The organism is Sporosarcina sp. QA0331 (assembly GCF_055808055.1).
In genome coordinates, this window is record NZ_CM147850.1 from 182,529 (window position 1) to 205,638 (window position 23,110).

Consider the following 23,110-nt stretch of genomic DNA (forward strand, 5'->3'; position numbering starts at 1 on the left):
TCCGCATGCATTGCCAAGAAATTGGTGTGCATGCGGATTGTGGGTTTCTTCTTAAACCTTGTGAAAAGTTACAGTTTTAAAGTATAGAAAACTCTTATTATATTCTTGAATCTCCGAGAGGTTAAAAATTGTAAACTTATTTCACAGCTTCCTTAGCACCGGTTATATCGGCAGATTGTGGAGTTGATACGGTTCTTGATGCACTTCCAAACATTATTTTATTTTTGTTTGAATCATTTTTCAAATCACCCAATCCTATGGTATGACCAAATTCATGCGTAGCTGTATTTTGATTTAGTCCCGGATTTCTGTTATCCATTTTTGACCCATTAAACTTCATTTCCCAAGACACTTTATGACCAGTAAGACTATTGATAGAACTTGTTACACTTGCATTACTAGAACCATTGGGGTCATAATATCTGGTCATTTTATTTGGACTTGAAAGGACTCGAGTCATTCTAACAACTCCTGTACTATTCCATCTGGTTACAGCGGTGTCTATATAGCCCTGATAAGCGGAAGGAAGGAGAGCATCTGTAAAAGTAATATATGTTGTCCCTGCATGTCCATAAGGCGCTCCACAATTTACGATGAAGCCCGAAGACTCCCCTCCAGGGTTACAAGGATAGAAATCGTGTGTTGGTTGAAATTGTTCATGAGCTGAAGAGACACTTCCAAAAGTCAACAATAAAACAATGAATACAACTATAACCTTTAAATATTTCATTTTAATTTACTCCTCCTTGCCTTCAGCAATATTTCGAATTAACTTAATGAAAGATTCTTTATCCAATATCTGTTGATCCATATATTCTTGTGACTTACTCAAATTGGCATCAACTATTTCGGCACCTTTCAATTCTTCGTAGTGCCCGAACAGTTTTATTAAACTATTGTCTACTTCTTTATAAACACCACCTTCTTCTCCTTGTATCCAATAGTCGGCGTCAGGGAATTCGATAGTTTCCCTTAAAAATAATACATATTTTTCTCCTACCTTGAATAAATCGTTGTCATTAAACCGTACTTCCTTTGTGCCGTGCTGTAATATCTTTATGTGCTTTTGTTCAACATCCCCTAATAAAACATTTATTACTTCTACTTCAAAAATTGTTTTATCAATTGGATCTTCAATTTCTCCAACAACATTGGTAATTTGAACTTCTGCAATTAAGTCTACTTGTTTCATGGCTTCATCAAAGGTATAATCTTCAATTTCAGCAGAAATACTTTTAACAACATTCACATTATCTGTTTCATTTGACGCTTCATTTCCTGATTCATCAATTCCTGATGAGCAAGCAACCAAAACAACGCACAGAATCAACAATGACATGAATTTAAATTTCACCTTTTCATCCCCTTATAAGTATTTACCTGTTGCAAAAACTACTTGCCAAAATAATTACCTTAACCCCCCCCCATCCAGGAAAATCCAGAGATATAAAGTTGTTCACTAATCTTAACATTCCTCCGAAAAATTGCTATTGGGAAAATCATTTACAATAAAGTTGGTTTTTCCACTCATTTCTTCGTTTGATGACATGTAATCGTTGATAAATCAATGACTGGTATTGGGAAAATCCAAATAACAAGTAAATGGCTTGACAATTGGAATTGAATAACAAATAACTTTTTTCATCGTTCTTCATTCGAAGGTTGGAAAAGAAGATAGCTACCCTTCTATAGCAAGCGATAGATTAGCAATAAAAACCAAGGTATAGTTCATAGTATTGTTTGGACTACATCCGTTAATGAGCACTCGCGTGTATGTCACTCTCCGGAAAGTAGGGGAGTCCGTAGAGTTCATCGTAAAAATAACATTACGAAATTCGAGCTAGGTGAAAATGTCGATGAGCTATTCGAATGTTTCAAGAATGCAGACACATCTCGTCATACCGACGGCTCGGGCCTCGGTTTAGCCATCGCACAATCAATCGCCGACATGCACGGTGGAACGATGAAAATCGATCTGGATGGCGATCTGTTCAAAGTGACCGTTTCAGTGCCGACGAAATAAAAATCCGCATGCAATGCTGAAATTATCGGCAAGCATGCGGTTTTTCTACTAATCGTCTATACACTATTTCAGATTTTTAGGTATGTCCAATCCAAATTTAATAGCAAGTTCTCGCACCCGGTCTGGATCTGGCCCTTTCAACCAATATTCGTCCGTTGGCTGAGTGGGGCTCTTTTCAATATTGGTTTCAGTTACCGGGCGATAGTAAAACACTTTTTCTTTATGATGGAAAGTGATTGTTTCAAAGAACAGAAACCGCTTTTCATCTTCTTGATTCTCGGGAATTAGTTCTTTGAACCAATCTGCTTCAAGGTCTTCTTCAGTACAAACTCTACCCCTCCATAATTCTAAACCTAAATTAGGAAATTGATACGTGAAACCTAGCGATGCATCTTGACTCCTATTGTAGGGAGAAATGCCATCCAAAGCCTGTACGAGTTCACTCGCCTTCAAGTTCAACAAATCAATTCCCCTGAAGTGGCATTGAAAGTGCTTTTTAAGTTCTTCTATGATGAGGTGAATACTAGTAACCTCTCCATCTTCATCGTACTCAAAAAAGAATGAGTCCTTATAGATGCCGTACTTCTCGATGTAGTTTTGATTACTCTGTTCAACTTCTTCTATTGTCATTCCGAACTTAAACAAACCGACAGAATGTTTTTCTTTTATTATTAAATTCTCCATTATACTCCTCCTAATAGTTGTTCATCAGTCAGAAATTTACATCTACTAATATTCTAACACTTCCAACTATCATTGCTATCGGGATATTAAATACGTGAAAATAAAGACCCAGCAATAAAGGTTTACAACCGACCAAGCAAAGGAATACAAATAGAAAAACGTTTGTACGGAGGTGGCCGGTTTGTATAGCCGATGGATGGATTTGGATAGGCGATATAAGCGGGTCATTTTTCTGATTGGCTTAACAGTGCTTCTCCTCATTGCAGCGACGATTGGATTTATGTATTTTGAAGATTTATCTCCTTTTAATGCCTTTTGGATGACGATTATTTCCGTAATGACAATCGGTTATGGAGATATTTATCCGACAACGCAAGAAGGCCGTTGGTTTGCGCTCTTTCTTGTGCCGCTAGGAGCAGGAATTGTGACGTACGCATTGGGAGTCGGTGCTTCCTATTTCATCGAACAGCAATTATCAAATAGGGTGTGGGTGAGAAGGATGGAAAAACAAATTGCTAATTTGAATGATCATATAATCGTCTGTGGTTTTGGGCGCGTCGGTAGGCAAGTGTATAAGCAGTTGAAGGAGGAAGGCGTTCAGATTTTATTTATTCATGACAATGAAAGTGATCTTATGGAAGTTGTCGAACCGGGCACTTTACGAATCATCGGTGATCCGACTGACAAAGCCATTTTGCTGCAAGCGCGCGTCGGTCAAGCACGTGCTCTTATTACCGCTCTCTCCAATGACGCAGACAATGTGTTCATCACTTTGACTGCTAAAAGCATCAATGAGGATATCGTCATCGCAGCACGTGCTGAACGGGATGACTCGCAGGATATATTAGAAAAAGCCGGCGCGACAAGTGTCATCAACCCTTCCATCATCGGAGGAAGGGAGTTGGCGATGTCCGTCATAAAACCGAACGGAACCGATTACATTAATGATCTGATCCGCTCGGAGAAAAAAGAGTTCATGGTAGGGGAAGTAGTCCTAGAAAATACGGAACCGTTTATCGGTATGACAATCGAGGACGCGAACTTGCAGAAACATTTTGAAATCACCCTCGTCGCGATTTTACGAAATGAAGAACTGCTAAGCAACCCGGATCTGAGTGAGAAGTTCCAGAGGGGAGATACGCTGATCGTCATCGGCAACCAGAAAAAAATCGAACATTTCCGTGTCAATAAAAATAAAGGACATACATTCAGACAGTGATTTGGTTTATAAAATGTAGTATTAGTCAGCACGTTTTTCTATATACTATATAGACTGAAAGGAGAGAGGGGGAAGAAATGGATCGTCAATCATTAATACAAAAATTTGATAAGCAGGCAAAAAAATATAATAAACGCCGGTTAAATGATCAGGCTTCTAAGTTTCGTCAACGGATTTTTCGAGATGCAAAAGGAAAAGTCTTGGAAGTTGCCATCGGTTCTGGACTTAACTACCCTTTCTATAGTAAAGATATTGAATTGACAGGATTGGATTTTAGTCACGAAATGTTGAAAACTGCACAGAATGCGGCAAACGACTATCCTTTTAAATCTACATTTATAGAAACTGATGTTGAAACGGTTGAATTTAACGAAAACAGCTTTGATACTATCATATCTTCTGGCAGTTTATGTGCTTACCAAGATCCTGTCAATGTCCTGAATAAATTTCAAAAGTGGTGTAAGCCAGAAGGGAAAATACTTATGTTGGAGCATGGCATTAGTACAAATAAACTTTTGGGAGGTTTGCAAAAATCCTTGAATCCGTTGGCGCTAAAGGTTGTAGGATGCCATCAGAACAGAAATATTTCTGATATTGTAAAAGAGTCACGTCTAAGTCTTGTTAGGGAAGAGCGTTATTTGGCAGGTTATTTATATTTGATATGGGCTAAACCATAAGATTTCCACTGATCATCTTCGGCAACCCGGAAAAAATCAAACATTTCCGTGTCAATAAAAATAAAGGATATACACCCCAATAAGTAATATGCCGACATCCGCAAACATATGTATGATCCAAGACGGCAGGATTGTGCGGCATCTTTCATTCATCAATTGAAAAATCAGTCCGCCTGCCCAAAGGCCGCCAACCGCTAGCATTAAAATTGGCAGCGTAAACCAAGGCAGGAAAATCGCGATATGGTATATAGCGAAAAAGAACGGTGGCAAGATCAACCGCATATTTGACTGACCGAATAAGCTTGGTAACAATCCTCGAAAAAAGAATTCCTCAATGACTGAGTTTCCAATCAAAATATAAAGCGCGATGAAAGGGAATACTGTAGATGTGATACCGGATTGCAGCAAATCGTCCCGCAAGGAAACAATGTCGATATGCATTTGCAATAAAAGGAAAGCACCGATGATGAGCACCATGATCGATATTCCTAAAATGAAAGCAAGTCTTACGCTCTTTCGATCCGCATTTCGGAACCGGAGAAATGGAAACCTTGTTGCACGAAAAAGCACCAAAGGGATTGCGAGAAATAGTATGACCTTCGCTACAGTTTTAACTCCGTATGATACGCCAACACTTTGCTCAATCCATAATAAGAGCAAAATGCTCAAAATAGGAAAAACAGACCCGAACCATTTTTGCATACAATCACCCCGCGCAATTTTCTCGGCTGATTTGAATTTCTTTACGAATGAACCGTGCATGTAACTACTCATTTGTGAATTACTTAATCAAATAAGTAGTTGCGGTTGCTTGGAGTGTAAGCACGAGACTCCTGCGGGAATAGCGTTAGCCGAAGACCCCGCAGAAGCGAAGCGACGAGGAGGCTAAGGCAACGCCCGCGGAAAGCGAGTGCTGAAACGGAAAGCAACTTGTTAAGTTATAGAATAGGTTCTATGTAACTTTGACGAAATTAATAGGCTGATGTTCCCTTTGCGAATTATTTTGAAAAAAGAGGTTTGTACTTAAACAGCGAAGGGTATAGATAAAAACCACCTCTCGCCACGCGCGGGATCTCCGTGTTTGATGAGAGAAAAAGGAGGAATCCATATGACGATCGTTGATGGTAAATATCCGAATAAAAAGGACTTGGAACCGAAGATCTTGCATCCCGGAAAAGGGGTAGGACCAACGTATGAGCTGCCTTTGGCGGACCCTGCCGACTCGAACTGGACAAATGAATTCCGAAAAAATGCACAAGACAAAACAGGCATGGATGACCCATCCGCTTATAGTGAAAATAAACCGCTAGTCAATGAATTCCAAGTGGTGACCGACGAAGCGCATGCGGGGTTGCCAAATGAAACCCGTGAATTCAACAGCGAGACCCGTGAGAAGTGGAACAGCCAGAAAAGAAATGACAAGCCAATAGATGTAACGTGAAAGCGGACTCCTTAGTCGATGTCCGCTTTTTCTTTTTCCTCCTTTTCTAGTAAGATGGAGAAAAGGGGGGAATGGGAAATGGAAACGATTGAACAATTGAAATTTGCTAGAATGTATACGATGGGGCGCTTATCGCAAGCGAATGAAGATGCGTGGGACAAGCAACCGACGGGGTTCAATAATACAATTCGTTGGAATGCGGGTCATATTTATATTTTATTGGAACAGTTTGCGGCGAAAGTTTTACCATCTTATGAAAAACAGCATAGTGAGTGGGATGCCTTTTTTGATAGGGGGACGAGCCCTGCGAATTGGGATGGTCAAGTCCCGTCGAATGAGGAATTGATTACTGCTCTCCGAGAACAAACGCCTCGCGTTATTGAAGCGTTGGAAGGCAAGCTTGACGAAGATTTGCCTGAGCCGCTTAAACTAGGGAATATGTTAACGATGTCGACGGTCGATGCAGTCATGCAATTCGCTTTATGGCATGAAGGTGTGCATGCAGGGGTTATTCATGGATTGAATCGGGCGACTGGAAATTAAGAATAGATGAAAAACGCTTTGACAGCTTGAATAGCTGACAAAGCGTTTTTTTACTTTATTCCAAAATGCCTCCGGAGTAAATAAGCAGCCCATTTGCAATGCGGGTGGTGCTGGATGTTTGCTAATAACCCCTTTACAATCGCTGGATGCAGCGTCGGTTCTGACAGTTCCTGCCTCAATAGGAGTAACGACTCTTTTTCGATCGAATCCTCCATCTCTTCAATATTCTTGTCTACGATCTCAATAATTTGCTCTAAAGAAGGCTCTGCATTCAAAGGTTGATCGATCACCTGTATTAATTCATCGGTAATGAAGGAAACCGTCATGTTTTTTGCAAGCAAATTTGTTTTTTCGACAAGTGATCGGACAAGCGATTCCATGTCGATCGGTAATTTATATATCATGAACAGCTCTGAATAAGTGCTCATGAAGCCTTTAATGCAAAACAGTAAATCATATTTCAGGTCGTTGGACCGTTCGCCATACAATCGCTCAATCATTGATAAAATCACTTTTTCGAGAGATTTATTGTAATGATGAAGCTTGGAAAAAAGCTCTTCATTGAAAGATTGCGCCGGTTCTTTCATAAGGAGCTTGGCGAAATCAGAGTGTTTATTGAAAGATTGAAACGTTGTGTAATAGAAATTGTATAATAAATCCTTTTCGCTCTCTTCACTGACCACCAAGTCAATGTCGGCGGTAAACTGTCTCATAAAATGATCAATCAAACCGACGATCAACTCGTCTTTAGACTTGAACGACAAATAGAAAGCCCCTTTGGAAATGCCGCAATGATCAGTTATTTGTTGAACGGATGTCGCTTCGAATCCTTGTTTTGCAAATAGCTCCAAAGCTTTCTCCATAATAAGTTGTTTTTTTGCCATATATCCGAATCGCTCCTAGTATTTCATTTGACAATTGACCGACTAGTCATTAGTATAAATAATTGAGTCAAAACTGTCAATTAAGGGGAAGGTGTAAGGGTGAAAGGCTTAGTCAATTTTGTTCTAAAGAATAAATTAGCAGTATGGTTACTCACCATTATTATAACGGTGTCAGGTGTTTATTCGGCAACGCAAATGAAAACAGAGACGCTTCCGGATATTTCGATACCGTACTTAATGGTCATGGGCGTCTATCCTGGTGCAACTCCCGAACAGGTCATGGAGGAAGTCTCGGTCCCTATCGAGAGGGCAGTAGAGAACTTAGACCATGTGAAATCTGTCTACTCCAATTCATATTCCAATATGTCTAGTATTCAAGTGGAATATGATTACGGCATTGATATGGACGAGGCGAAGCGGGCATTGGCGTCTGCGATGGATTCATTGACCTTGCCAGAAGGCGCGCAGGAACCGGTCATAACTGCAATCAGCATGAATATGATGCCAGTCGTTGCGTTAAGTGTGAGCAGTACAACGGAAGATATCGTTGAATTGACTTCAACAGTTGAAGATATATTGCTTCCGAAAATCGAAAAGATCGATGGCGTTGCATCTGCGACGATATCTGGTCAGCATATTGAAGAAGTAGAGCTTACGTACGACGAAGAGAAAATGGCTCAGCTTGGTTTGCAGGAAGACTCTGTAAAGCAAATGATTCAAGCGAGCAATATGGAAGTGTCACTCGGCCTTTTTGAATTTGAGGAAGGCGAGGAAGCTGTCGCTGTTGACGGCAAGTTCATGACGATCGATGAGCTGAAGGGCATGCTCATCCCTGTCACACCGTCAGAGTCAAATCCATCGCCATTCGTGAAGCTTGGCGATATTTCGACAATTGAAAAAGTCGGCAAGGTGCAGTCTGTTTCCCGTACAAACGGTGAAAATGCGATTGCGATTCAAATCGTCAAAGGACAACGCGCGAATACGGTCGATGTCGTAAATGACGTGAAGAAGTTAATGAAAGATGAAGAAAAAGCGATAGATGGCTTAGTCATCGACGTATCACTTGACCAAGGAGAACCGATTGAGAAATCAGTTTCGACGATGGTTGAAAAGGCGCTTTTCGGTGGTTTGATTGCGGTATTGATCATCCTACTCTTCTTGCGTGATTTCAAATCTACGATCATTTCCATTATTTCAATCCCGGTTTCCGTCTTCATGGCGCTCATGATTCTCCATTGGATGGATATTACGCTCAATATTATGACGCTTGGTGCGATTACAGTCGCAATCGGCCGTGTTATCGATGACTCCATCGTCGTCGTGGAAAATATATACCGGCGACTTCATTTGAAAACGGAAAAACTATCGGGTCGCGCGTTAATTCGCGAAGCGACGATTGAAATGTTTAAGCCGATCATGTCTTCGACGCTCGTCACAGTTGCGGTATTTGCGCCGCTTATCTTTGTAGGCGGTATGGTTGGAGAGTTGTTCATGCCGTTCGCATTGACGATGTCGTTTGCGCTTGGTGCTTCATTGCTCGTCGCGATTACGATTGTGCCGGCATTGTCCCATTTCCTATTTAGGAAAAAACTTTATGGCGAAAAAACGGAAAGCCGCCATAAAGAAGCCGGCAAAATGGCGAACTGGTATAAAGGCGTTTTAAGTTGGTCGCTGAATCATAAAATCATCACGTCAATCATTTCTGTCGTTCTATTGGCGGGCAGCTTAGGGCTAATGCCATTAATCGGCTTTAGTTTCTTGGGCAGTGATGAAGAAAAAGTAATGTATATTACGTATACACCTGCCACAGGTGAGCTTCAGGATGAAACGTTGGCAAACGTCGAAGTTGTTGAGAAGGAAATGCTGAAACGAGATGATATTGACATCGTTCAATTATCCATCATGGACAGCGCCGACCCGATGACAGCGATGATGGGCGGCGGCTCGAATGGTGCGCTCATGTATCTTATTTTTGATCCTGACATGGAAGACTTCCAAGGAGCCCGTGCAGAAGTTGAAGACTATGTATTCAACATCGGTCAGTCAGGAGAATGGAAAAGCCAAGATTTCAGTTCTATGGGAATGTCCACAAATGAAATTAGCTACACATTCTATAGTGAAGATTTAAGCAGCCTGAAGGAAGCTGTCCAGCAGGTTGAAAAAGTAATGGGAGATAACAAAGGTATTGAGGATGTCTCTTCAAGTGCTGAGGATGCATACGTTCAGTACACATTGAAAGCAACGCAAGATGAATTGCTGCAGTATGGATTAACGACTGGGCAAATCATCATGATGCTTAACCCATCCAGAACGCAGGAAGTTGTCACGACGGTCGGAAAAGATCGCGATGAATTGGAAGTTGTCGTGAAACAGAAGGAAGCTGAACAGCCGAAATCGATCGATGAAATGCTGGAACAAGAAATTCCTACGGCAATGGGCACGACAATGAAGCTTTCTGATTTAGTAAAGGTTGAAGAAGGTTCGACATTCAATACGTTGGCCCGAAGCAAAGGACAATATTATGCCACTGTTTCAGGTAAGCTCGTAGACGCGGATATTTCGAAAGCGACTTCGGAAGTCGACAAAGCAATTGCCGAATTGGATCTGCCGAAAGGCGTAGCAGTCGATACGGCAGGTGTCGCAGCTGACATGGAAGAAGCATTTACACAGCTTGGTATTGCAATGCTTGCAGCGATTGCGATTGTTTACTTCATCCTCGTTGTAACGTTCCGTGAAGGTGTCGCGCCATTTGCGATTCTATTCTCGTTGCCATTTGCAGTTATCGGTTCATTCGTCGGCTTGCTTATCGCGGGCGAAACGATTTCCGTTCCGGTTATGATGGGTCTGTTGATGTTGATCGGTATCGTTGTCACGAATGCGATCGTACTTGTAGACCGTATTATTCGGATGGAGCGTACCGGACTGAAAATGCGTGAAGCTATATTGGAAGCGGGCGCTACACGTTTACGTCCAATTCTTATGACAGCGATCGCTACAATTGGTGCCCTTATTCCATTGGCGATCGGTAATGGAGCAGGTGGCGGATTGATTTCGAAAGGTCTCGGCATCACCGTTATTGGCGGTTTGGTCAGCTCTACATTGTTGACGCTAATCGTTGTGCCGATCGTGTACGAAATCCTATCGAAAATGTTCAAGAAAAACCGTTTGGATTTGGAAGAGGATTAATAAATTAAGCAGAAGAAGGAGCAGAATTTTGTTCCTTCTTCTGTTTTTTTGTATATTAATATTACGTTTTCTTCCAAGAATAATAGGTTTATAGGTTTAGACGTCCCCGTTAATAGGAATAGTCCTAAATAGACTACCTAATTGAATGGAGGACACGGAATGTTCAGAGATATGTATTTTGCCAATATGCTAAGCTGGCTGCCCGAATTGATTCTCGGGTTGCTCGTCTTGCTGATCGGCTTTTTCATTGCGAAAGCAGTGGAAAATGCAGTGCACAAACGTTTGAAGAAATCTAGAGTCAACGAAAGGCTAGACGTTAAAGAAGGAAAATGGAATGTGGAAAAGATCATCAGCAAAGTCTTCTTCTTCGGAATCCTACTATTAGCATTCCTTCTCTTCTTTAACATCATGAATGCATCAATGATCGCTACACCGTTCATGACGATGTATTCGGGAATCGGCGGAGCGATCCTCAGTATCTTGAAAGCGGGGCTCATTCTGCTATTGGCTTGGGTTCTTGCATTGATTGTCAAAAAAGTGATTTTGGCAGTTGGCGGCAAGATGAAGCTTAATAAGTACGTGGCGAAAGTAGGGGCTTCCCCAGATGAAATCGACAAGTCGAAATGGGTTGAGACGGCTGCGAATATCGCGTTCTATGTCGTATTGCTGTTATTCGTGCCTGCCATCCTACACGCGCTCGGTCTCAGCGGAATTAGCGGGCCATTTGAAGGAATGCTTGCAAGCTTCATGCATTTTATTCCGAAGCTAGTCGGGGCGGCGTTGATTTTTGCAGTTGGATGGGTTATCGCGAAAATCGTCCGTACGATTGTGACGAAGCTGCTTGAATCTGTTGGTGTCGACCGATTTACACATAAGCTCAAATCCTCTTCAAATGGGACGAGCATTTCGGGCATTATCGGCACGATCGTCTTTGTTCTGATCATGCTGCCGGTAACCATTTCTGCGTTGGAAGTATTGGACCTTGAAGGAATTTCGCAGCCAGCAATCGCCATGCTGAACGACATTATGACGATGCTGCCGAAAATCGCAGTAGCAGTAGTACTCGTACTAGTCGGTATCTACTTGGCGAAATGGGTTAAGAAAATTGTTGTTTCCTTATTGAATAATCTTGGCGTCAATTCGATTTTTGGAAAGATCGGTGTGCGTTCGAACGCGTCCATGCCTACTTTCTCGCAAATTATCGGAACGATAATCCAAGTCGTGATTATTTTGCTGTTCGTCGTTGAAGCGCTTCAAATTCTGAATTTGAACTTCATGGTGACGCTCGCAACGGGCATCTTTGCATACTTGCCGATGGTCGTCGCAGCTGTTGTCATTTTGGCAATCGGATTCTGGCTCGCAAACCTTGCCGAGAAATTCGTGGGCAGCATCATGACGACACAATCGGGTGCTCCACATGTATTGCGCTACGTCGCAAAATACGCAATTCTGGCATTCGCGTTCTTTATGGCATTGAGCCAGCTCGGCATCGCTCCAGCAATCATCAATGCAGCATTCATCCTTATCCTTGGAGGAGTCGCATTGGCGTTTGGACTTGCATTCGGTTTAGGTGGACGTGAACATGCTTCCCGCTATTTGACGAAAATGGAAAGCAGCTTGCAAAATGCGGATGTTTCCAAGGAGAAGTGGGAGCAGGAGAAGAGCGAGATGAAGCGGGAGGCGAAGCAATCCGCGAATAAAGCTCAACAAGCTGTAGACAAAACAGCGAAGGAAGATCATATACCTCCAGTCGGCAATGGCAGCGACTATCCGACCGGCAAGGACTATGAACCGCGGACAGGCAACACGTCATCCGATGAACTGCCATTATCCGATCCGGCAGATTCGAATATGACAGATGCGTTCGACGAAAATGATCCAACGAGAACGAACGAAGCAAACAAAGACGGCTACAATACGACGGATCCGGGTGAAGACTACCCATTCGATCCGAATCGCGGAAATAAATAAACGTAAAAACTGCCCCATCTATCGGAAACCCGGTGGTGGGGCAGTTTTTTTATCGTTTGCATGGAAGTTATTGCGCAATGTTGTCGAGTTATGCTCGAGTTCAGAGGGGTTATGGAGCAATCTCGGCAAGTTATGCGCAAGTTCGACATAGTTATGGCGCAATTTACGCACATTTTGTTGCTTTACACCTATGTTTCAATCAACGAGATCATTCTTAAACGCATAAATGACGGCTTGCGTCCGGTCTTGCACTTCGAGCTTCGACAACAGGTTACTTACATGTGTTTTCACCGTCTTCAAAGCGATGAACAAATCATCGGCAATCTCTTGATTCGTTTTTCCTTTCGCCAATAAAAGAAGAATCTCCAATTCTCGCTCCGTCAGATCGTCATGGAGACGGTGACCGTTGCCGGATCGCATCTTTTGCATCATTTTCGACGTCACTTCAGGTTCCAGCACAGTTTGGCCCTTCAGCGTTTCGCGTATCGCTTCTGCAATCCGCTTGGCATTCGAAGTTTTCAATATGTAGCTGATCGCGCCGGCTTCAAGTGCCGGATATACTTTGTCATCATCAAGGAAACTAGTAACGATGACAATTTTCGCTTCCGGCCATTGCTTGATGATTTCAGCAGTCGCCTCCGCACCGTTCATTTCCGGCATGACCATGTCCATCAAAATGATATCAGGCCGCAATGAGAGCGCCTTTTCGACAGCTTCCTTCCCGTTGACCGCCTCATCCACTACTTCCATATCGAGTTGTGTCTGCAAATATGCCGACACACCGATCCGCACCATTTCATGATCATCAACCAATAGAATCCGAATCATCGAGTTCATCCCCCTTTTTTGTCGGCAATTTCACTTCCACAATCGTACCTTGCGAAGGGACCGATACGATTTTGCATGTGCCGCCGATCTCGATCGCCCGTTCCTTCACGTTCTGCAGTCCATACGAACCACCTTTGCCGTCCGACTCCTCAAAGCCGACCCCGTTATCTTGTACACGGAAAATGGCGAGACCGTCGCGTTCTACGAAAAGAACATCGACCTCCGTCGCCTGTGCATGCCGCAAAGTGTTCGACAACGTTTCTTGCGCAATCCGGAATAGATGGTCCTCCGCTCCCTTTGACAAAGACACTTCCTCTAAACGATAGCGGATGTTGAACGAAACCTTCTCTTTCAATTCGACCAATAGATCTTCAAGACCTTCTGCCAACGATTTATCATTCAAGGCAGCTGGCCGCAAATGAAGCAGCAATGCCCGCATCTCGAGCTGTGCCTGCTGCACCATCTTCTCCACTTGTAAAAGCGGCTTTTGCACTTCCTTTTCGTGCTCCTGCTCATTAATGGCGGACATGAGCATCGAAGCGGCGAACAGCTGCTGGGAAACGGAATCATGCAGCTCTCTGGCAAGACGTTGCCGTTCTTGTACGATCTGCTCCTGAATTAATTTATCTTGCGCCTCTGCGCGTTCATCTGTAATCCGCTGTAAACTTTTCCGCTGTGTCGTCAAAATATTGGACACATCTTCAAGTGTTCTATCAATCTTCGGGGAAAACGATTTAGTGATTTTCACAACCTCATCGTGTTGAATCAACCCTATCAACTGCTCTTCAATCGCCTTCTCCTTAGAACGGCCGATGCCGCCCATCCAGCCTGCAATAATCGAACCAAGCGTAATGCAAGTGAAAATGATCCACGCGCCTAACGGTACGCTCGCATATTGGATTGCATAGAAGAAAAGCCAACTTTCATTCAACGGAACATCGACGAGTGAATAGAAGTATAATGCCGCAATTCCAATGAAAATGAACGATAAGAAGAGGCTACGGCCGAAAAAGTTTTTCATTTCCGCACCACCTCAATATCTCCGATCCACGTAGAGAGGGAGATGATCAGCTCCGCCCGGTCTCCGATGTCGGTATCATAGCCATCTTTATAATGAAGCGTTTCATTGATCATCCGCTTTGGACTAATATCGAGAATCCGCGCTTCGCCGAACATTGTATTGTAATGGATGCGCACAGGGATTTCATAAGGAAGGTCAATCTTAACTCGCCCAAATCCTTGTCGGATGGCGATGAAAGACGTCCCTTTCGGAAGAACCGTGTCGGTCACATCGACATGGATATCCCCGAAAAAGCCTTGAATTTGCACATCTTCCCATTCATATGAGGAAAAGGGGGATGCCTGTACGGAAAACCATTTGTTTTTCCAAATGCCGTTAGGCGTCTCCTTTTGGAACTCTTTCAGCGGGCGCATCATTTGCTCTGCGGGCATTCCTTTCCACAAGTGGAATAACACATAGACGAACCCAGCAAGCAACAGCATGCGCAGACTCCACAATGTCATCAACGCCATGATAATGAAGAAAAGTCCTAAAAAAGTCATCCATTTGGAGCGCTTTTTAAAACCGAAATACGTAAATCCGGCACCGAGAAGGAGGAAGATGATGTTCCCATTCGATAGGAAAGTAGCCTCTATGAAAACGAGCGAAAGAAACGCTACAATCCAGAAAGTCATCTTATTCGTATCCATTTGCTTCATTGTAATGCCCCCTTCTTGATGTCAGATTGAAGAGGGAAGGTGGGTACCTTCCCTTCATCTATATAGTTTACACAATTTCCGTTTTGTTTGCGGCACTTTTTTCAAGCAATTCCAATCTGCGTTCCATTGACGATACTTCATACTCGCGGTTGATCTTGCCGCCGAGATTTTCGATATACGCATTCATTTCCTCAACGCTTGAAACTTGCTTGTCGCCATTTTCAGGGGAGATGAATTGATCCATACGGCGATGGGCACGTGTGACGTTTTCTTTGCCCATCAATTGCAGTTGACGGACTTTCATATCTTTCACTTTATGTTTCATTTCCTCGAATTTCCGTTCCAACGCGAACATTTCCTCTGAGGATTGCGTAATGCTTGCCGCCAATTCCGTTGCACGAGTCTCGTATGCATGAATTTCATCTTCAGCGAATGCGACCAAATCCTCTTCACCAGTCGAGCGGGCAAGTTCAGCTTGACGACGTCGTTTCTCTAACATCGCCTCAGCTTCAGAGAATTCCTTTTCAAGAGCGACTTTCAATTTCCCTTGACGTTCCAATAGCTTGCCGACCGATTCAGTCTGCTTTTCCGCTTCCTTTATATATTGGTTCAACATTGCAATTGGATTTTTTGATTCCTTTTTGTCGAGCATCGTATGCAAATCTGCTTGCACCGTATACTTTAATCTGTTCCATAATGTGTTCATCTTAGTTTCCTCCTTATTTTGTAATTTCATCCCATTGACGTTCAAAGTTGACGAACGGGTCATCGGAATATTTAGCTTCAATCACATTGTCATTTGGACGGTCATTCCATTTACGCCATACATAGTAGACGCCGAGCAAAGCGATGATGCCGATGAATGCAGGCACGTTGGAAACGGCTGTCACTAATCCGATGAGCAAAACGATCCCCCAGAACAGCTTCAGGAATGTCGAGTCACTCTTCCTGTAATAATGGAACCCTGCAAAAGCAATCGCGCCGGAAATAGCAAGTGCCAAGATCGATCCTAAGTTTGCGAGAACAACGATCGCTGCCACTATGCCGAGTGTCACTAAACCAAATTTTTTCATATTGTTGTTCCTCCTTTCGTTGTATCTACATCTTACAATGGGAATCGTCTCGTCCAAACGGGCGCAATGCGGATATTCATCTACGACTTGAGACCGATTCCATCTTAGGGACCTTGAAAATGCTATGGATATTGAGAGCGCTTTCCTGTAAGCTATAACTATACGAACTATCAATCAATTCAGAGAATGGGGTGCCGATATGAGAGAAGTGGTCATTGTCGAAGGGGTGCGGACAGCTGTCGCAAGGCGGAAAGGCGGCTTTTCGGAATATCGTCCGGACGAGCTTGCGGCTGTCGTCCTTGAGGAACTGGTGGCACGCGCGGGAATCGACAAAAGCGATATAGAAGATGTCATTTTAGGCTGCGTCACGCAGTCTGGTGAACAAGGGGGCAATATTGCACGGACTGCGGCTTTAATTGCTGGCTTTCCTGTCCATGTGCCGGGCGTCACAATTGACCGGCAATGCGGATCGAGCCAACAGGCCGTCCATTTCGCCTCGCAAGCGATTGCGTCAGGGGACATGGACATCGTCATTGCGGGAGGCGTCGAAAGCATGACGAGGGCGCCGATGTTTTCGAATTTGGGGGACGCCAAACCAAGCCCAAAGCTGACAGAGAAGCATGAAATCATCAATCAGGGATTATCCGCCGAGCGCATTGCAAAACAATGGGGACTGTCCCGTGAAGAGCTCGACCGTTTCGCGTACGAAAGCCATCAGAAAGCAATCCAAGCCATTGAAGAAGGCAAATTCGATGACGAAATCGTGCCGGTTTCTGTGAATCGCGTCGATGGTGAAGTGGAAACCGTTGCAAGGGATGAAGGCCCGCGTCCGGATTCAACGCCCGTAGCACTCGCTGGCTTAAAAACGGTGTTCGATGAAAATGGCGTCATCACCGCAGGAAATGCGAGTCAAATGAGCGATGGTGCTTCTGCTGTCTTGCTCATGTCGAAGGAAAAGACGGAAGAACTTGGGGTTAAGCCAGTTGCGCGGATTGTCGCCCGTACGGTTGTCGGCTCAGATCCGACATTGATGTTAACCGGTCCGATTGAGGCGACAAAGAAGGTTCTGTTGAAGGCGGGACTTTCCATAGAAGACATGGATGTATATGAAGTGAATGAAGCATTTGCTCCTGTGCCGCTCGCCTGGTTGAAGGAAACGGGTGCAGATCCTGAAAAGTTGAATCCAAACGGAGGAGCGATTGCGCTCGGTCATCCGCTTGGCGCAACAGGAACGAAATTGCTCGTGTCGATGGTGAAAGAGCTGCAGCGTACGGGTGGACGGTACGGACTTCTTGCCATTTGCGAAGGGATGGGAATGGCGAACGCAACAATTATTGAACGTTTGTAAAGGGGGATGAACGAATGGAAATGCAAGATATTATAGCGATTATCACGGGAGGCGCTTCCGGTTTGGGGGAGGCGACGTCTCGTCGAATCGTTGCGGCAGGTGGCAAAGTTGCCATTTTCGATATGAATGAAGAACGTGGAAAGGCGTTAGTCGACGAGCTGGGAGATAATGTTTTATTCCTAAAGACGGATGTGGCGAGTGCAGAAAATGTCGAAGCGAATGTGGCGGAAGCTGTGTCCGTATTCGGAAAGGTGAATGCTGTCGTCAACTGTGCAGGCATTGCGACACCTGGAAAAGTCGTGTCGAAAGGAGGTCCGATAGTACTTGATCGCTTTGAGCAAGTGATTCGTGTCAATTTGACAGGCACCTTTAATGTCATCCGGGTGGCGGCTGCCGCCATGATGGGCAATGAACCGAACGCGGACGGTGAGCGGGGAGTCATCGTCAATACCGCATCCGTGGCGGCGTTCGAAGGGCAGATCGGACAGGCGGCTTACAGTGCATCGAAAGGCGGAGTCGTTGGAATGACGTTGCCGATCGCACGTGAATTCGCAGGTTACGGCATCCGCGTCATGACAATCGCTCCTGGACTTGTTGAAACGCCACTCTTTGCTGGGCTACCGGAGCCCGCGCGCAATGCGCTTGAAGAGCTGACGTTGTTCCCGAAACGGCTCGGCCGTCCCGAAGAATACGCGCGGCTTGTCGAAAGCATCTTTACGAATCCGCTACTGAACGGGGAGACGATCAGGCTGGACGGGGCGATAAGGATGCAGCCAAAGTGAGGGGGGATTTTGATGGCACGCTATCGATTTGAAACAGATGAACATGTCCTATTCAGGGAGACGCTTCGGAAATTCCTGTCGAAGGAAGCGGTTCCCTATTACGAGGAATGGGAAAAGAATCGGCTCATTCCTGTCAGTTTTTGGCGGAAGCTCGGGGAAATGGGGTTTCTTTGTCCGCAAGTGGAGGAGCAGTATGGCGGTCTTGGCCTCGATTTCAGCTATGGGGTCATCATCGGGGAAGAGATGGAACGGGTCGGAGCGGGATTGACGGGGGTCGGTCTACATAATGACATCGTCGTTCCATACATCGAATCATATGGGACGGACGAACAGAAGAAGCGTTGGCTTCCAGGGTGCATCAGTGCCGATTTTATTACAGGCGTTGCGATGACGGAGCCGGGAACCGGTTCGGACCTCGCCAACATCCGGACGACCGCTATCAAAGACGGAGATCATTATGTTGTGAATGGACAAAAGACGTTCATTACAAACGGCATAAACGGGAATTTGTTCCTTGTCGTAGTGAAGACGGATCCACACGCGGAGCCTAAGCACCGAGGCATCAGCCTGCTTATGGTTGAGGAGGGGACACCCGGGTTTACGAAAGGGCGAAAGCTCGATAAGGTCGGCATGCACTCGCAAGATACTGCGGAGCTCTACTTCGAGGATTGCCGGGTACCTGTCGGCAATTTGATTGGCGGAGAGGGGAAGGGCTTCGGCTGTTTGATGGAGAAGCTTCAGCAGGAAAGGCTGCTCGTCGCCTTGTCCGCGCAAACCGCTTCAGAAGATATGCTCGAAATGACGCTCGACTATGTGAAATCTCGGGAGGCGTTCGGCAAACCAATCGGTTCATTCCAAAACACGCAGTTCAAGCTTGCGGAAATCGCAACGAAAGTGGAGCTTGGCAAAGCGTTTCTTGAATCACTCATCGAAGATCATTTGGCTGGCAAGGATGTCGTGACGAAAGTGTCCATGGCAAAATATTGGATCACCGAAACGGCGCGCGAGATTTCCGCGGAATGCATGCAGCTGCATGGGGGATACGGCTATATGGAGGAATATAAGATCGCAAGGAGGTACCGCGATATCCCAGTCGCTTCGATTTACGCCGGGACGAATGAAATTATGAAGGTGATCATCGCGAAGAATATGGGGCTTTAGGAGGGAATAGCAGGAAGCCTGTCCGCATATGATTGTGTGGGCGCAAGCGACTGCCGGGGATGGTTGTACATGTTTCACACTATAAAAGCGCAAAAGGGGAGCGATTCAAATGATGCAAACACCATTATTACTGTCATCGTTCATTAAAAGAGCCGAGCAATTTTTTCCGAACAAATTGATCATCTCTCGTACGGGACCGGACACGATTCATCGCATTCCATACCGTGAATTTGCGAAGCGGACGAGGAAGCTTTCGAACGCCTTGACGAAGCTCGGGATGAAGCACGGAACGAAAGTGGGGACATTCGGCTGGAACCATCATCGCCATTTGGAAGCTTATTTTGGCGTGCCGAGTACGGGCGCGATCCTTCATATGGTGAACATTCGCCTGGCGCCGGAGCATTTGGCGTATGTCATCAACCATGCAGAAGATGAAATCATGCTTGTGGATGATAATCTTTTCCCTCACTTTGAAAAGCTTGCTCCACTTCTAAAGACGGTGAAGCATATCGTCATTATGGGTGATAGCACGGAAGTGCCGGAAACGACGCTTGAAAATGTTCATTCCTATGAAGCGCTGCTAGCGGAGGCGTCGGATCAGTACGACTATCCGGAAGACTTGGATGAAAACACGCCTGCCGGAATGTGCTACACGTCCGCAACGACGGGCAATCCGAAAGGGGTCGTCTACACACATCGCGGCATCGTCCTTCATAGTTTTGCACTCGGGCTGGCGGATGCGATGGGACTGCGTGAAGGCGATGTCATCATGCCGGTCGTGCCAATGTTCCATGTCAATGCATGGGGGATGCCATTTGCCGCAGTTTTCTACGGTTCAACACAAGTACTTCCAGGACCGGGCTTCAATCCGCAGCTGTTGCTTGATTTGATAGAACAGGAGAAAGTGACGCTGACGGCAGGTGTGCCGACGATTTGGCTTGCAGTTTTGAAAGAGCAGGAGCAAAATCCGCGTGATCTTTCATCGGTCCGCGGAATTGTCAGCGGAGGCTCAGCATCGCCGAAGGGCTTGATCCGTGCATTTGAAGAGAAGCTCGGTGTGCCGTTCTACGTCGGATACGGGATGACTGAAACGTCGCCGCTCGTCAGCTTGTCGGTGTATACGTCAGGCATGGAGGAGCTGCCGATGGACGAACGGATCGACATCCGCGCGATGCAAGGGTTGATCATGCCGGGACTTGAAGTAAAAGTTGTGAATGAAGACGGCGAAGTGCCGTGGGATGGCAAGACGATGGGCGAACTTGCAGTGCGCGGTCCTTGGATTGCAAGCGAATATTACAAAGACGACCGGACGGAGGAAGCGTTCAAGGACGGCTGGCTCTACACGGGCGACATCGCGGTGATGACAGATATCGGTTACTTGAAACTGATGGATCGGACGAAGGATTTGATTAAGAGCGGAGGAGAATGGATTTCATCCGTTGATTTGGAGAACGCTTTAATGACGCATGAAGCCGTGTTCGAGGCAGCCGTCATCGCTGTTCCACACGAAAAATGGGTAGAACGCCCGCTTGCCTGTGTCGTTTTGAAAGAGGGCAAATCGGCGGACGACGCGATGAAAGCTGAGCTGCTTTCCTATTTGGAAGGGCAGTTCGCGAAGCTATGGGTTCCAGATGATGTCGTATTCTTGGATGAAATTCCGAAAACATCCGTCGGCAAGTTCTTGAAAGCGTCCTTGCGCGATCAATTGAAAGGCCATGTGTTGGAAGTGTGAAATGGGGCCATCCGCTTTTTCTGAGCGGATGGTTTTTTTGATGGCATTTTCTATGGGAAATCTCCATATTTAGGACGAATCGGTGGTAAATGAGGGAGCAACGGCGGAAAACACTCGAGCATCGGTGGTAAACGCCTTCGAATCGGTGGTAACTATAGCTGAGTGGTGATAAACCTCTTCTAAGTGGTGATAATCTTCATCTAAGTGGTGATAATCTTCATCTGAGTGGTGATAAACTCCTTCCAAGCGGTGATAAAAGCATTTTTCAATTGAAATCCATCCCTAAACAGGTGATTTTTAAAATTGAATTGTAATCAAACGGTGATAAATACCCCGAGTCGGTGATAAAGCGCCGAGTGTCGGTGATAAAGTCCCCCAAGGCGGTGATAAACTTTATTCCACTCCTCCGCATTAATTCCTCGAGAAAAGGGAATAGCGTATAGGGAGCATATGCAATGGAAAGTGTAGAGGAATGTTCAATCAATTAGGAGGTTTTAGTATGCTGAACCGAATTCCGAAATCCCAGACGACCGCTTGTTCCTTAACTGTTTACAATGATGGCTTTGCGCTTGTGAAAGATACACGTTCCATTCCACAATTTGAGGAAAATGATTCCGTCCATTTTGTTGGGGTGTCGAGGAAGTTAAAGCCCGATTCCATCATTGTCGAGGGATTGGATGTATCGGAGCTTGTTTATGAATATGATTTAATGGATGAATTGAGGATTTTTGAAAGATATTTAGGCCAGCAGCTGACAATTAGAGATCCGTATGCCAAACAAGATCGGAAGTATACATTGCTCCGCGGAAATGGGCCGGTCGTTATGCAGGATGTCGAGACGAAAGAGTTTATTATCAATCCGAAAGGCGAGCTGCGATTCCCGGAACTGGAAGGCGGAAATCATGTGGAGCCAACGCTCGTTTGGAAAATTGCCAAGCAACGAAGCGATGAAGTTTGTGTGTCGTATTTGACGGGCGGTGTTTCGTGGAAAGCAGATTATGTCATTTCCATGCATGGAGATCGTTTCGACATGTCGGGTTGGCTGACGATGAAAAATTATTCAGGTGTCTCTTTTAACGATGCGACACTTCGTCTGATTTCCGGAAAACTAAGCAAGGCAGGCAACGAAAACGAAGAGAAAAGTGCTGAACTGTCGAGACGCGAACAACATAAAACGGAAGCTTTTTCTGATTTCCATACGTACACGTTTCCGCGGGAAATCGATTTGGAAGATCGGCAGCAAAAGCAGCTTCGTCTTCTGTCATCCGCCAATTCAAAAGCGCGCATCATCTATGAAATTAATGAACAGACATCGAATCCGGACATCTTCATTGAATTTGATAATACGGCAGAGAATGGACTCGGCTTTCCATTGCCGGCAGGGGTTTTCAAAATGTACCGGACGAATCCGGATGATGGCAGCGCTGAATTCATCGGCGAATATGCGATTAAGCATACAGAAGTCGGTGAAAAAGTCCGTTTGAAGTCGGGAGAAGCGTGTGACATCGAAGTGACTGCCAAAAAATCAGGTAAGTATAAGGAAGGCGGATACGAGTATACCGAATACGAATATAGTATTTGCAATACGAAAGGCACACCGGTCGAGGCGGTCATCCGTCAACAAGTTCCGGGTCATTTATGGACGGTGGATGAATCGACGCATGAATGGCAGAAGAAGCGAGATAAGATTTTGCTGCCTGTCCAGGTGCCGGTCGGTGTAGAGGAAAAAGTGAAGTTCACCATTCGTCACGATCGAGCCGCAAGAAGGACAATTGGTTTTTAACGAATGATATTTCAAGTTATGCATATATCAAGAAAATGTGGAAAAGCACCTATCGT

General features: G+C 45.0%; 22 protein-coding genes. 12 read left to right on the top strand and 10 right to left on the bottom strand.

What is annotated here, in order from left to right; genetic code table 11:
• Window positions 1-136: 136 nt before the first annotated feature.
• Window positions 137-730 (bottom strand): zinc metalloprotease, encoded by a 594-nt coding sequence (locus tag AC0L13_RS00975; protein ID WP_473643042.1) that lies wholly within the window; start codon window positions 728-730, stop codon window positions 137-139.
• Between the two features lie 6 nt (window positions 731-736).
• The gene (locus AC0L13_RS00980) at window positions 737-1,354 is read right to left on the bottom strand and encodes a hypothetical protein (protein WP_473643044.1); all 618 of its coding nucleotides are present in this window, start codon (window positions 1,352-1,354) and stop codon (window positions 737-739) included.
• A 471-nt stretch (window positions 1,355-1,825) separates the two neighbouring features.
• Between AC0L13_RS00980 and AC0L13_RS00985 the strand changes: the two genes are divergently transcribed.
• Window positions 1,826-2,023: an ATP-binding protein gene (locus AC0L13_RS00985; RefSeq protein ID WP_473646799.1), complete on the top strand. Its 198-nt coding sequence runs from the start codon at window positions 1,826-1,828 to the stop codon at window positions 2,021-2,023.
• Window positions 2,024-2,086: 63 nt separating this feature from the next.
• Here AC0L13_RS00985 and AC0L13_RS00990 read toward each other — a convergent pair whose 3' ends face one another.
• Entirely contained in the window at window positions 2,087-2,707 is a 621-nt protein-coding gene (locus AC0L13_RS00990; protein ID WP_473643046.1) for a hypothetical protein, read from the bottom strand.
• 181 nt (window positions 2,708-2,888) lie between these two features.
• Between AC0L13_RS00990 and AC0L13_RS00995 the strand changes: the two genes are divergently transcribed.
• Window positions 2,889-3,926 (top strand): potassium channel family protein, encoded by a 1,038-nt coding sequence (locus tag AC0L13_RS00995; RefSeq protein WP_473643048.1) that lies wholly within the window; start codon window positions 2,889-2,891, stop codon window positions 3,924-3,926.
• Between the two features lie 77 nt (window positions 3,927-4,003).
• Window positions 4,004-4,603: a class I SAM-dependent methyltransferase gene (locus tag AC0L13_RS01000; protein ID WP_473643049.1), complete on the top strand. Its 600-nt coding sequence runs from the start codon at window positions 4,004-4,006 to the stop codon at window positions 4,601-4,603.
• A gap of 51 nt (window positions 4,604-4,654) precedes the next feature.
• On the opposite strand, the gene AC0L13_RS01005 is transcribed toward AC0L13_RS01000, so the two are convergent.
• Entirely contained in the window at window positions 4,655-5,305 is a 651-nt protein-coding gene (locus AC0L13_RS01005) for a CPBP family intramembrane glutamic endopeptidase (protein WP_473643051.1), read from the bottom strand.
• Between the two features lie 406 nt (window positions 5,306-5,711).
• On the opposite strand from AC0L13_RS01005, the gene AC0L13_RS01010 reads away from it, so the two are divergent.
• Window positions 5,712-6,044, top strand: a complete 333-nt coding sequence (locus AC0L13_RS01010; RefSeq protein ID WP_473643053.1) for a hypothetical protein — start codon at window positions 5,712-5,714, stop codon at window positions 6,042-6,044.
• A 78-nt stretch (window positions 6,045-6,122) separates the two neighbouring features.
• Window positions 6,123-6,587: a DinB family protein gene (locus AC0L13_RS01015; protein WP_473643055.1), complete on the top strand. Its 465-nt coding sequence runs from the start codon at window positions 6,123-6,125 to the stop codon at window positions 6,585-6,587.
• Window positions 6,588-6,637: 50 nt separating this feature from the next.
• Here the strand turns inward: AC0L13_RS01015 and AC0L13_RS01020 are convergent, their stop codons facing one another.
• Window positions 6,638-7,471, bottom strand: coding sequence for a TetR/AcrR family transcriptional regulator (locus tag AC0L13_RS01020; RefSeq protein ID WP_473643057.1), 834 nt, complete (start codon window positions 7,469-7,471; stop codon window positions 6,638-6,640).
• A gap of 99 nt (window positions 7,472-7,570) precedes the next feature.
• On the opposite strand from AC0L13_RS01020, the gene AC0L13_RS01025 reads away from it, so the two are divergent.
• Together AC0L13_RS01025 and AC0L13_RS01030 are read left to right on the top strand one after the other, a co-directional pair.
• Window positions 7,571-10,657: an efflux RND transporter permease subunit gene (locus AC0L13_RS01025; protein ID WP_473643059.1), complete on the top strand. Its 3,087-nt coding sequence runs from the start codon at window positions 7,571-7,573 to the stop codon at window positions 10,655-10,657.
• A 159-nt stretch (window positions 10,658-10,816) separates the two neighbouring features.
• Window positions 10,817-12,628, top strand: a complete 1,812-nt coding sequence (locus AC0L13_RS01030) for a mechanosensitive ion channel (protein ID WP_473643061.1) — start codon at window positions 10,817-10,819, stop codon at window positions 12,626-12,628.
• Between the two features lie 195 nt (window positions 12,629-12,823).
• On the opposite strand, the gene AC0L13_RS01035 is transcribed toward AC0L13_RS01030, so the two are convergent.
• The 5 genes from AC0L13_RS01035 to AC0L13_RS01055 form a co-directional block, all read right to left on the bottom strand.
• Window positions 12,824-13,456 (bottom strand): response regulator transcription factor, encoded by a 633-nt coding sequence (locus AC0L13_RS01035; protein WP_473643063.1) that lies wholly within the window; start codon window positions 13,454-13,456, stop codon window positions 12,824-12,826.
• Entirely contained in the window at window positions 13,434-14,477 is a 1,044-nt protein-coding gene (locus tag AC0L13_RS01040) for a sensor histidine kinase (RefSeq protein WP_473643065.1), read from the bottom strand. The genes AC0L13_RS01035 and AC0L13_RS01040 overlap by 23 nt, the downstream gene beginning before the upstream one ends.
• Window positions 14,474-15,175 (bottom strand): cell wall-active antibiotics response protein LiaF, encoded by a 702-nt coding sequence (liaF, locus tag AC0L13_RS01045; RefSeq protein WP_473643067.1) that lies wholly within the window; start codon window positions 15,173-15,175, stop codon window positions 14,474-14,476. Before liaF ends, AC0L13_RS01040 begins: the two co-directional genes overlap by 4 nt.
• Before the next feature lie 67 nt (window positions 15,176-15,242).
• Entirely contained in the window at window positions 15,243-15,881 is a 639-nt protein-coding gene (locus AC0L13_RS01050) for a PspA/IM30 family protein (RefSeq protein WP_473643069.1), read from the bottom strand.
• A gap of 13 nt (window positions 15,882-15,894) precedes the next feature.
• Window positions 15,895-16,248: a lmo0954 family membrane protein gene (locus tag AC0L13_RS01055; RefSeq protein WP_473643071.1), complete on the bottom strand. Its 354-nt coding sequence runs from the start codon at window positions 16,246-16,248 to the stop codon at window positions 15,895-15,897.
• Window positions 16,249-16,447: 199 nt separating this feature from the next.
• On the opposite strand from AC0L13_RS01055, the gene AC0L13_RS01060 reads away from it, so the two are divergent.
• The 5 genes from AC0L13_RS01060 to AC0L13_RS01080 all read left to right on the top strand — a co-directional run bounded on the left by AC0L13_RS01060 (window position 16,448) and on the right by AC0L13_RS01080 (window position 23,054).
• Window positions 16,448-17,596, top strand: a complete 1,149-nt coding sequence (locus AC0L13_RS01060; protein WP_473643073.1) for a thiolase family protein — start codon at window positions 16,448-16,450, stop codon at window positions 17,594-17,596.
• Window positions 17,597-17,610: 14 nt separating this feature from the next.
• Window positions 17,611-18,378, top strand: coding sequence for a 3-hydroxyacyl-CoA dehydrogenase (locus tag AC0L13_RS01065; RefSeq protein WP_473643075.1), 768 nt, complete (start codon window positions 17,611-17,613; stop codon window positions 18,376-18,378).
• Window positions 18,379-18,390: 12 nt separating this feature from the next.
• The gene (locus AC0L13_RS01070) at window positions 18,391-19,539 is read left to right on the top strand and encodes an acyl-CoA dehydrogenase family protein (RefSeq protein ID WP_473643077.1); all 1,149 of its coding nucleotides are present in this window, start codon (window positions 18,391-18,393) and stop codon (window positions 19,537-19,539) included.
• Window positions 19,540-19,648: 109 nt separating this feature from the next.
• The gene (locus AC0L13_RS01075) at window positions 19,649-21,271 is read left to right on the top strand and encodes a long-chain fatty acid--CoA ligase (protein WP_473643079.1); all 1,623 of its coding nucleotides are present in this window, start codon (window positions 19,649-19,651) and stop codon (window positions 21,269-21,271) included.
• A gap of 499 nt (window positions 21,272-21,770) precedes the next feature.
• Window positions 21,771-23,054 (top strand): DUF4139 domain-containing protein, encoded by a 1,284-nt coding sequence (locus tag AC0L13_RS01080; protein WP_473643080.1) that lies wholly within the window; start codon window positions 21,771-21,773, stop codon window positions 23,052-23,054.
• Window positions 23,055-23,110: the final 56 nt, after the last annotated feature.

Coding starts and splice junctions, on each gene's coding strand:
- AC0L13_RS00975 (WP_473643042.1), bottom strand. CDS start 730: ATGAAATATTTAAAGGTTATAGTTGTATTCATTGTTTTATTGTTGACT.
- AC0L13_RS01000 (WP_473643049.1), top strand. CDS start 4,004: ATGGATCGTCAATCATTAATACAAAAATTTGATAAGCAGGCAAAAAAA.
- AC0L13_RS01075 (WP_473643079.1), top strand. CDS start 19,649: ATGATGCAAACACCATTATTACTGTCATCGTTCATTAAAAGAGCCGAG.
- AC0L13_RS01040 (WP_473643065.1), bottom strand. CDS start 14,477: ATGAAAAACTTTTTCGGCCGTAGCCTCTTCTTATCGTTCATTTTCATT.
- AC0L13_RS01020 (WP_473643057.1), bottom strand. CDS start 7,471: ATGGCAAAAAAACAACTTATTATGGAGAAAGCTTTGGAGCTATTTGCA.
- AC0L13_RS01060 (WP_473643073.1), top strand. CDS start 16,448: ATGAGAGAAGTGGTCATTGTCGAAGGGGTGCGGACAGCTGTCGCAAGG.
- AC0L13_RS01050 (WP_473643069.1), bottom strand. CDS start 15,881: ATGAACACATTATGGAACAGATTAAAGTATACGGTGCAAGCAGATTTG.
- AC0L13_RS01005 (WP_473643051.1), bottom strand. CDS start 5,305: ATGCAAAAATGGTTCGGGTCTGTTTTTCCTATTTTGAGCATTTTGCTC.
- AC0L13_RS01070 (WP_473643077.1), top strand. CDS start 18,391: ATGGCACGCTATCGATTTGAAACAGATGAACATGTCCTATTCAGGGAG.
- AC0L13_RS01055 (WP_473643071.1), bottom strand. CDS start 16,248: ATGAAAAAATTTGGTTTAGTGACACTCGGCATAGTGGCAGCGATCGTT.
- AC0L13_RS01065 (WP_473643075.1), top strand. CDS start 17,611: ATGGAAATGCAAGATATTATAGCGATTATCACGGGAGGCGCTTCCGGT.
- AC0L13_RS01030 (WP_473643061.1), top strand. CDS start 10,817: ATGTTCAGAGATATGTATTTTGCCAATATGCTAAGCTGGCTGCCCGAA.
- AC0L13_RS01010 (WP_473643053.1), top strand. CDS start 5,712: ATGACGATCGTTGATGGTAAATATCCGAATAAAAAGGACTTGGAACCG.
- AC0L13_RS00990 (WP_473643046.1), bottom strand. CDS start 2,707: ATGGAGAATTTAATAATAAAAGAAAAACATTCTGTCGGTTTGTTTAAG.
- AC0L13_RS01080 (WP_473643080.1), top strand. CDS start 21,771: ATGCTGAACCGAATTCCGAAATCCCAGACGACCGCTTGTTCCTTAACT.
- AC0L13_RS01035 (WP_473643063.1), bottom strand. CDS start 13,456: ATGATTCGGATTCTATTGGTTGATGATCATGAAATGGTGCGGATCGGT.
- AC0L13_RS01015 (WP_473643055.1), top strand. CDS start 6,123: ATGGAAACGATTGAACAATTGAAATTTGCTAGAATGTATACGATGGGG.
- liaF (WP_473643067.1), bottom strand. CDS start 15,175: ATGAAGCAAATGGATACGAATAAGATGACTTTCTGGATTGTAGCGTTT.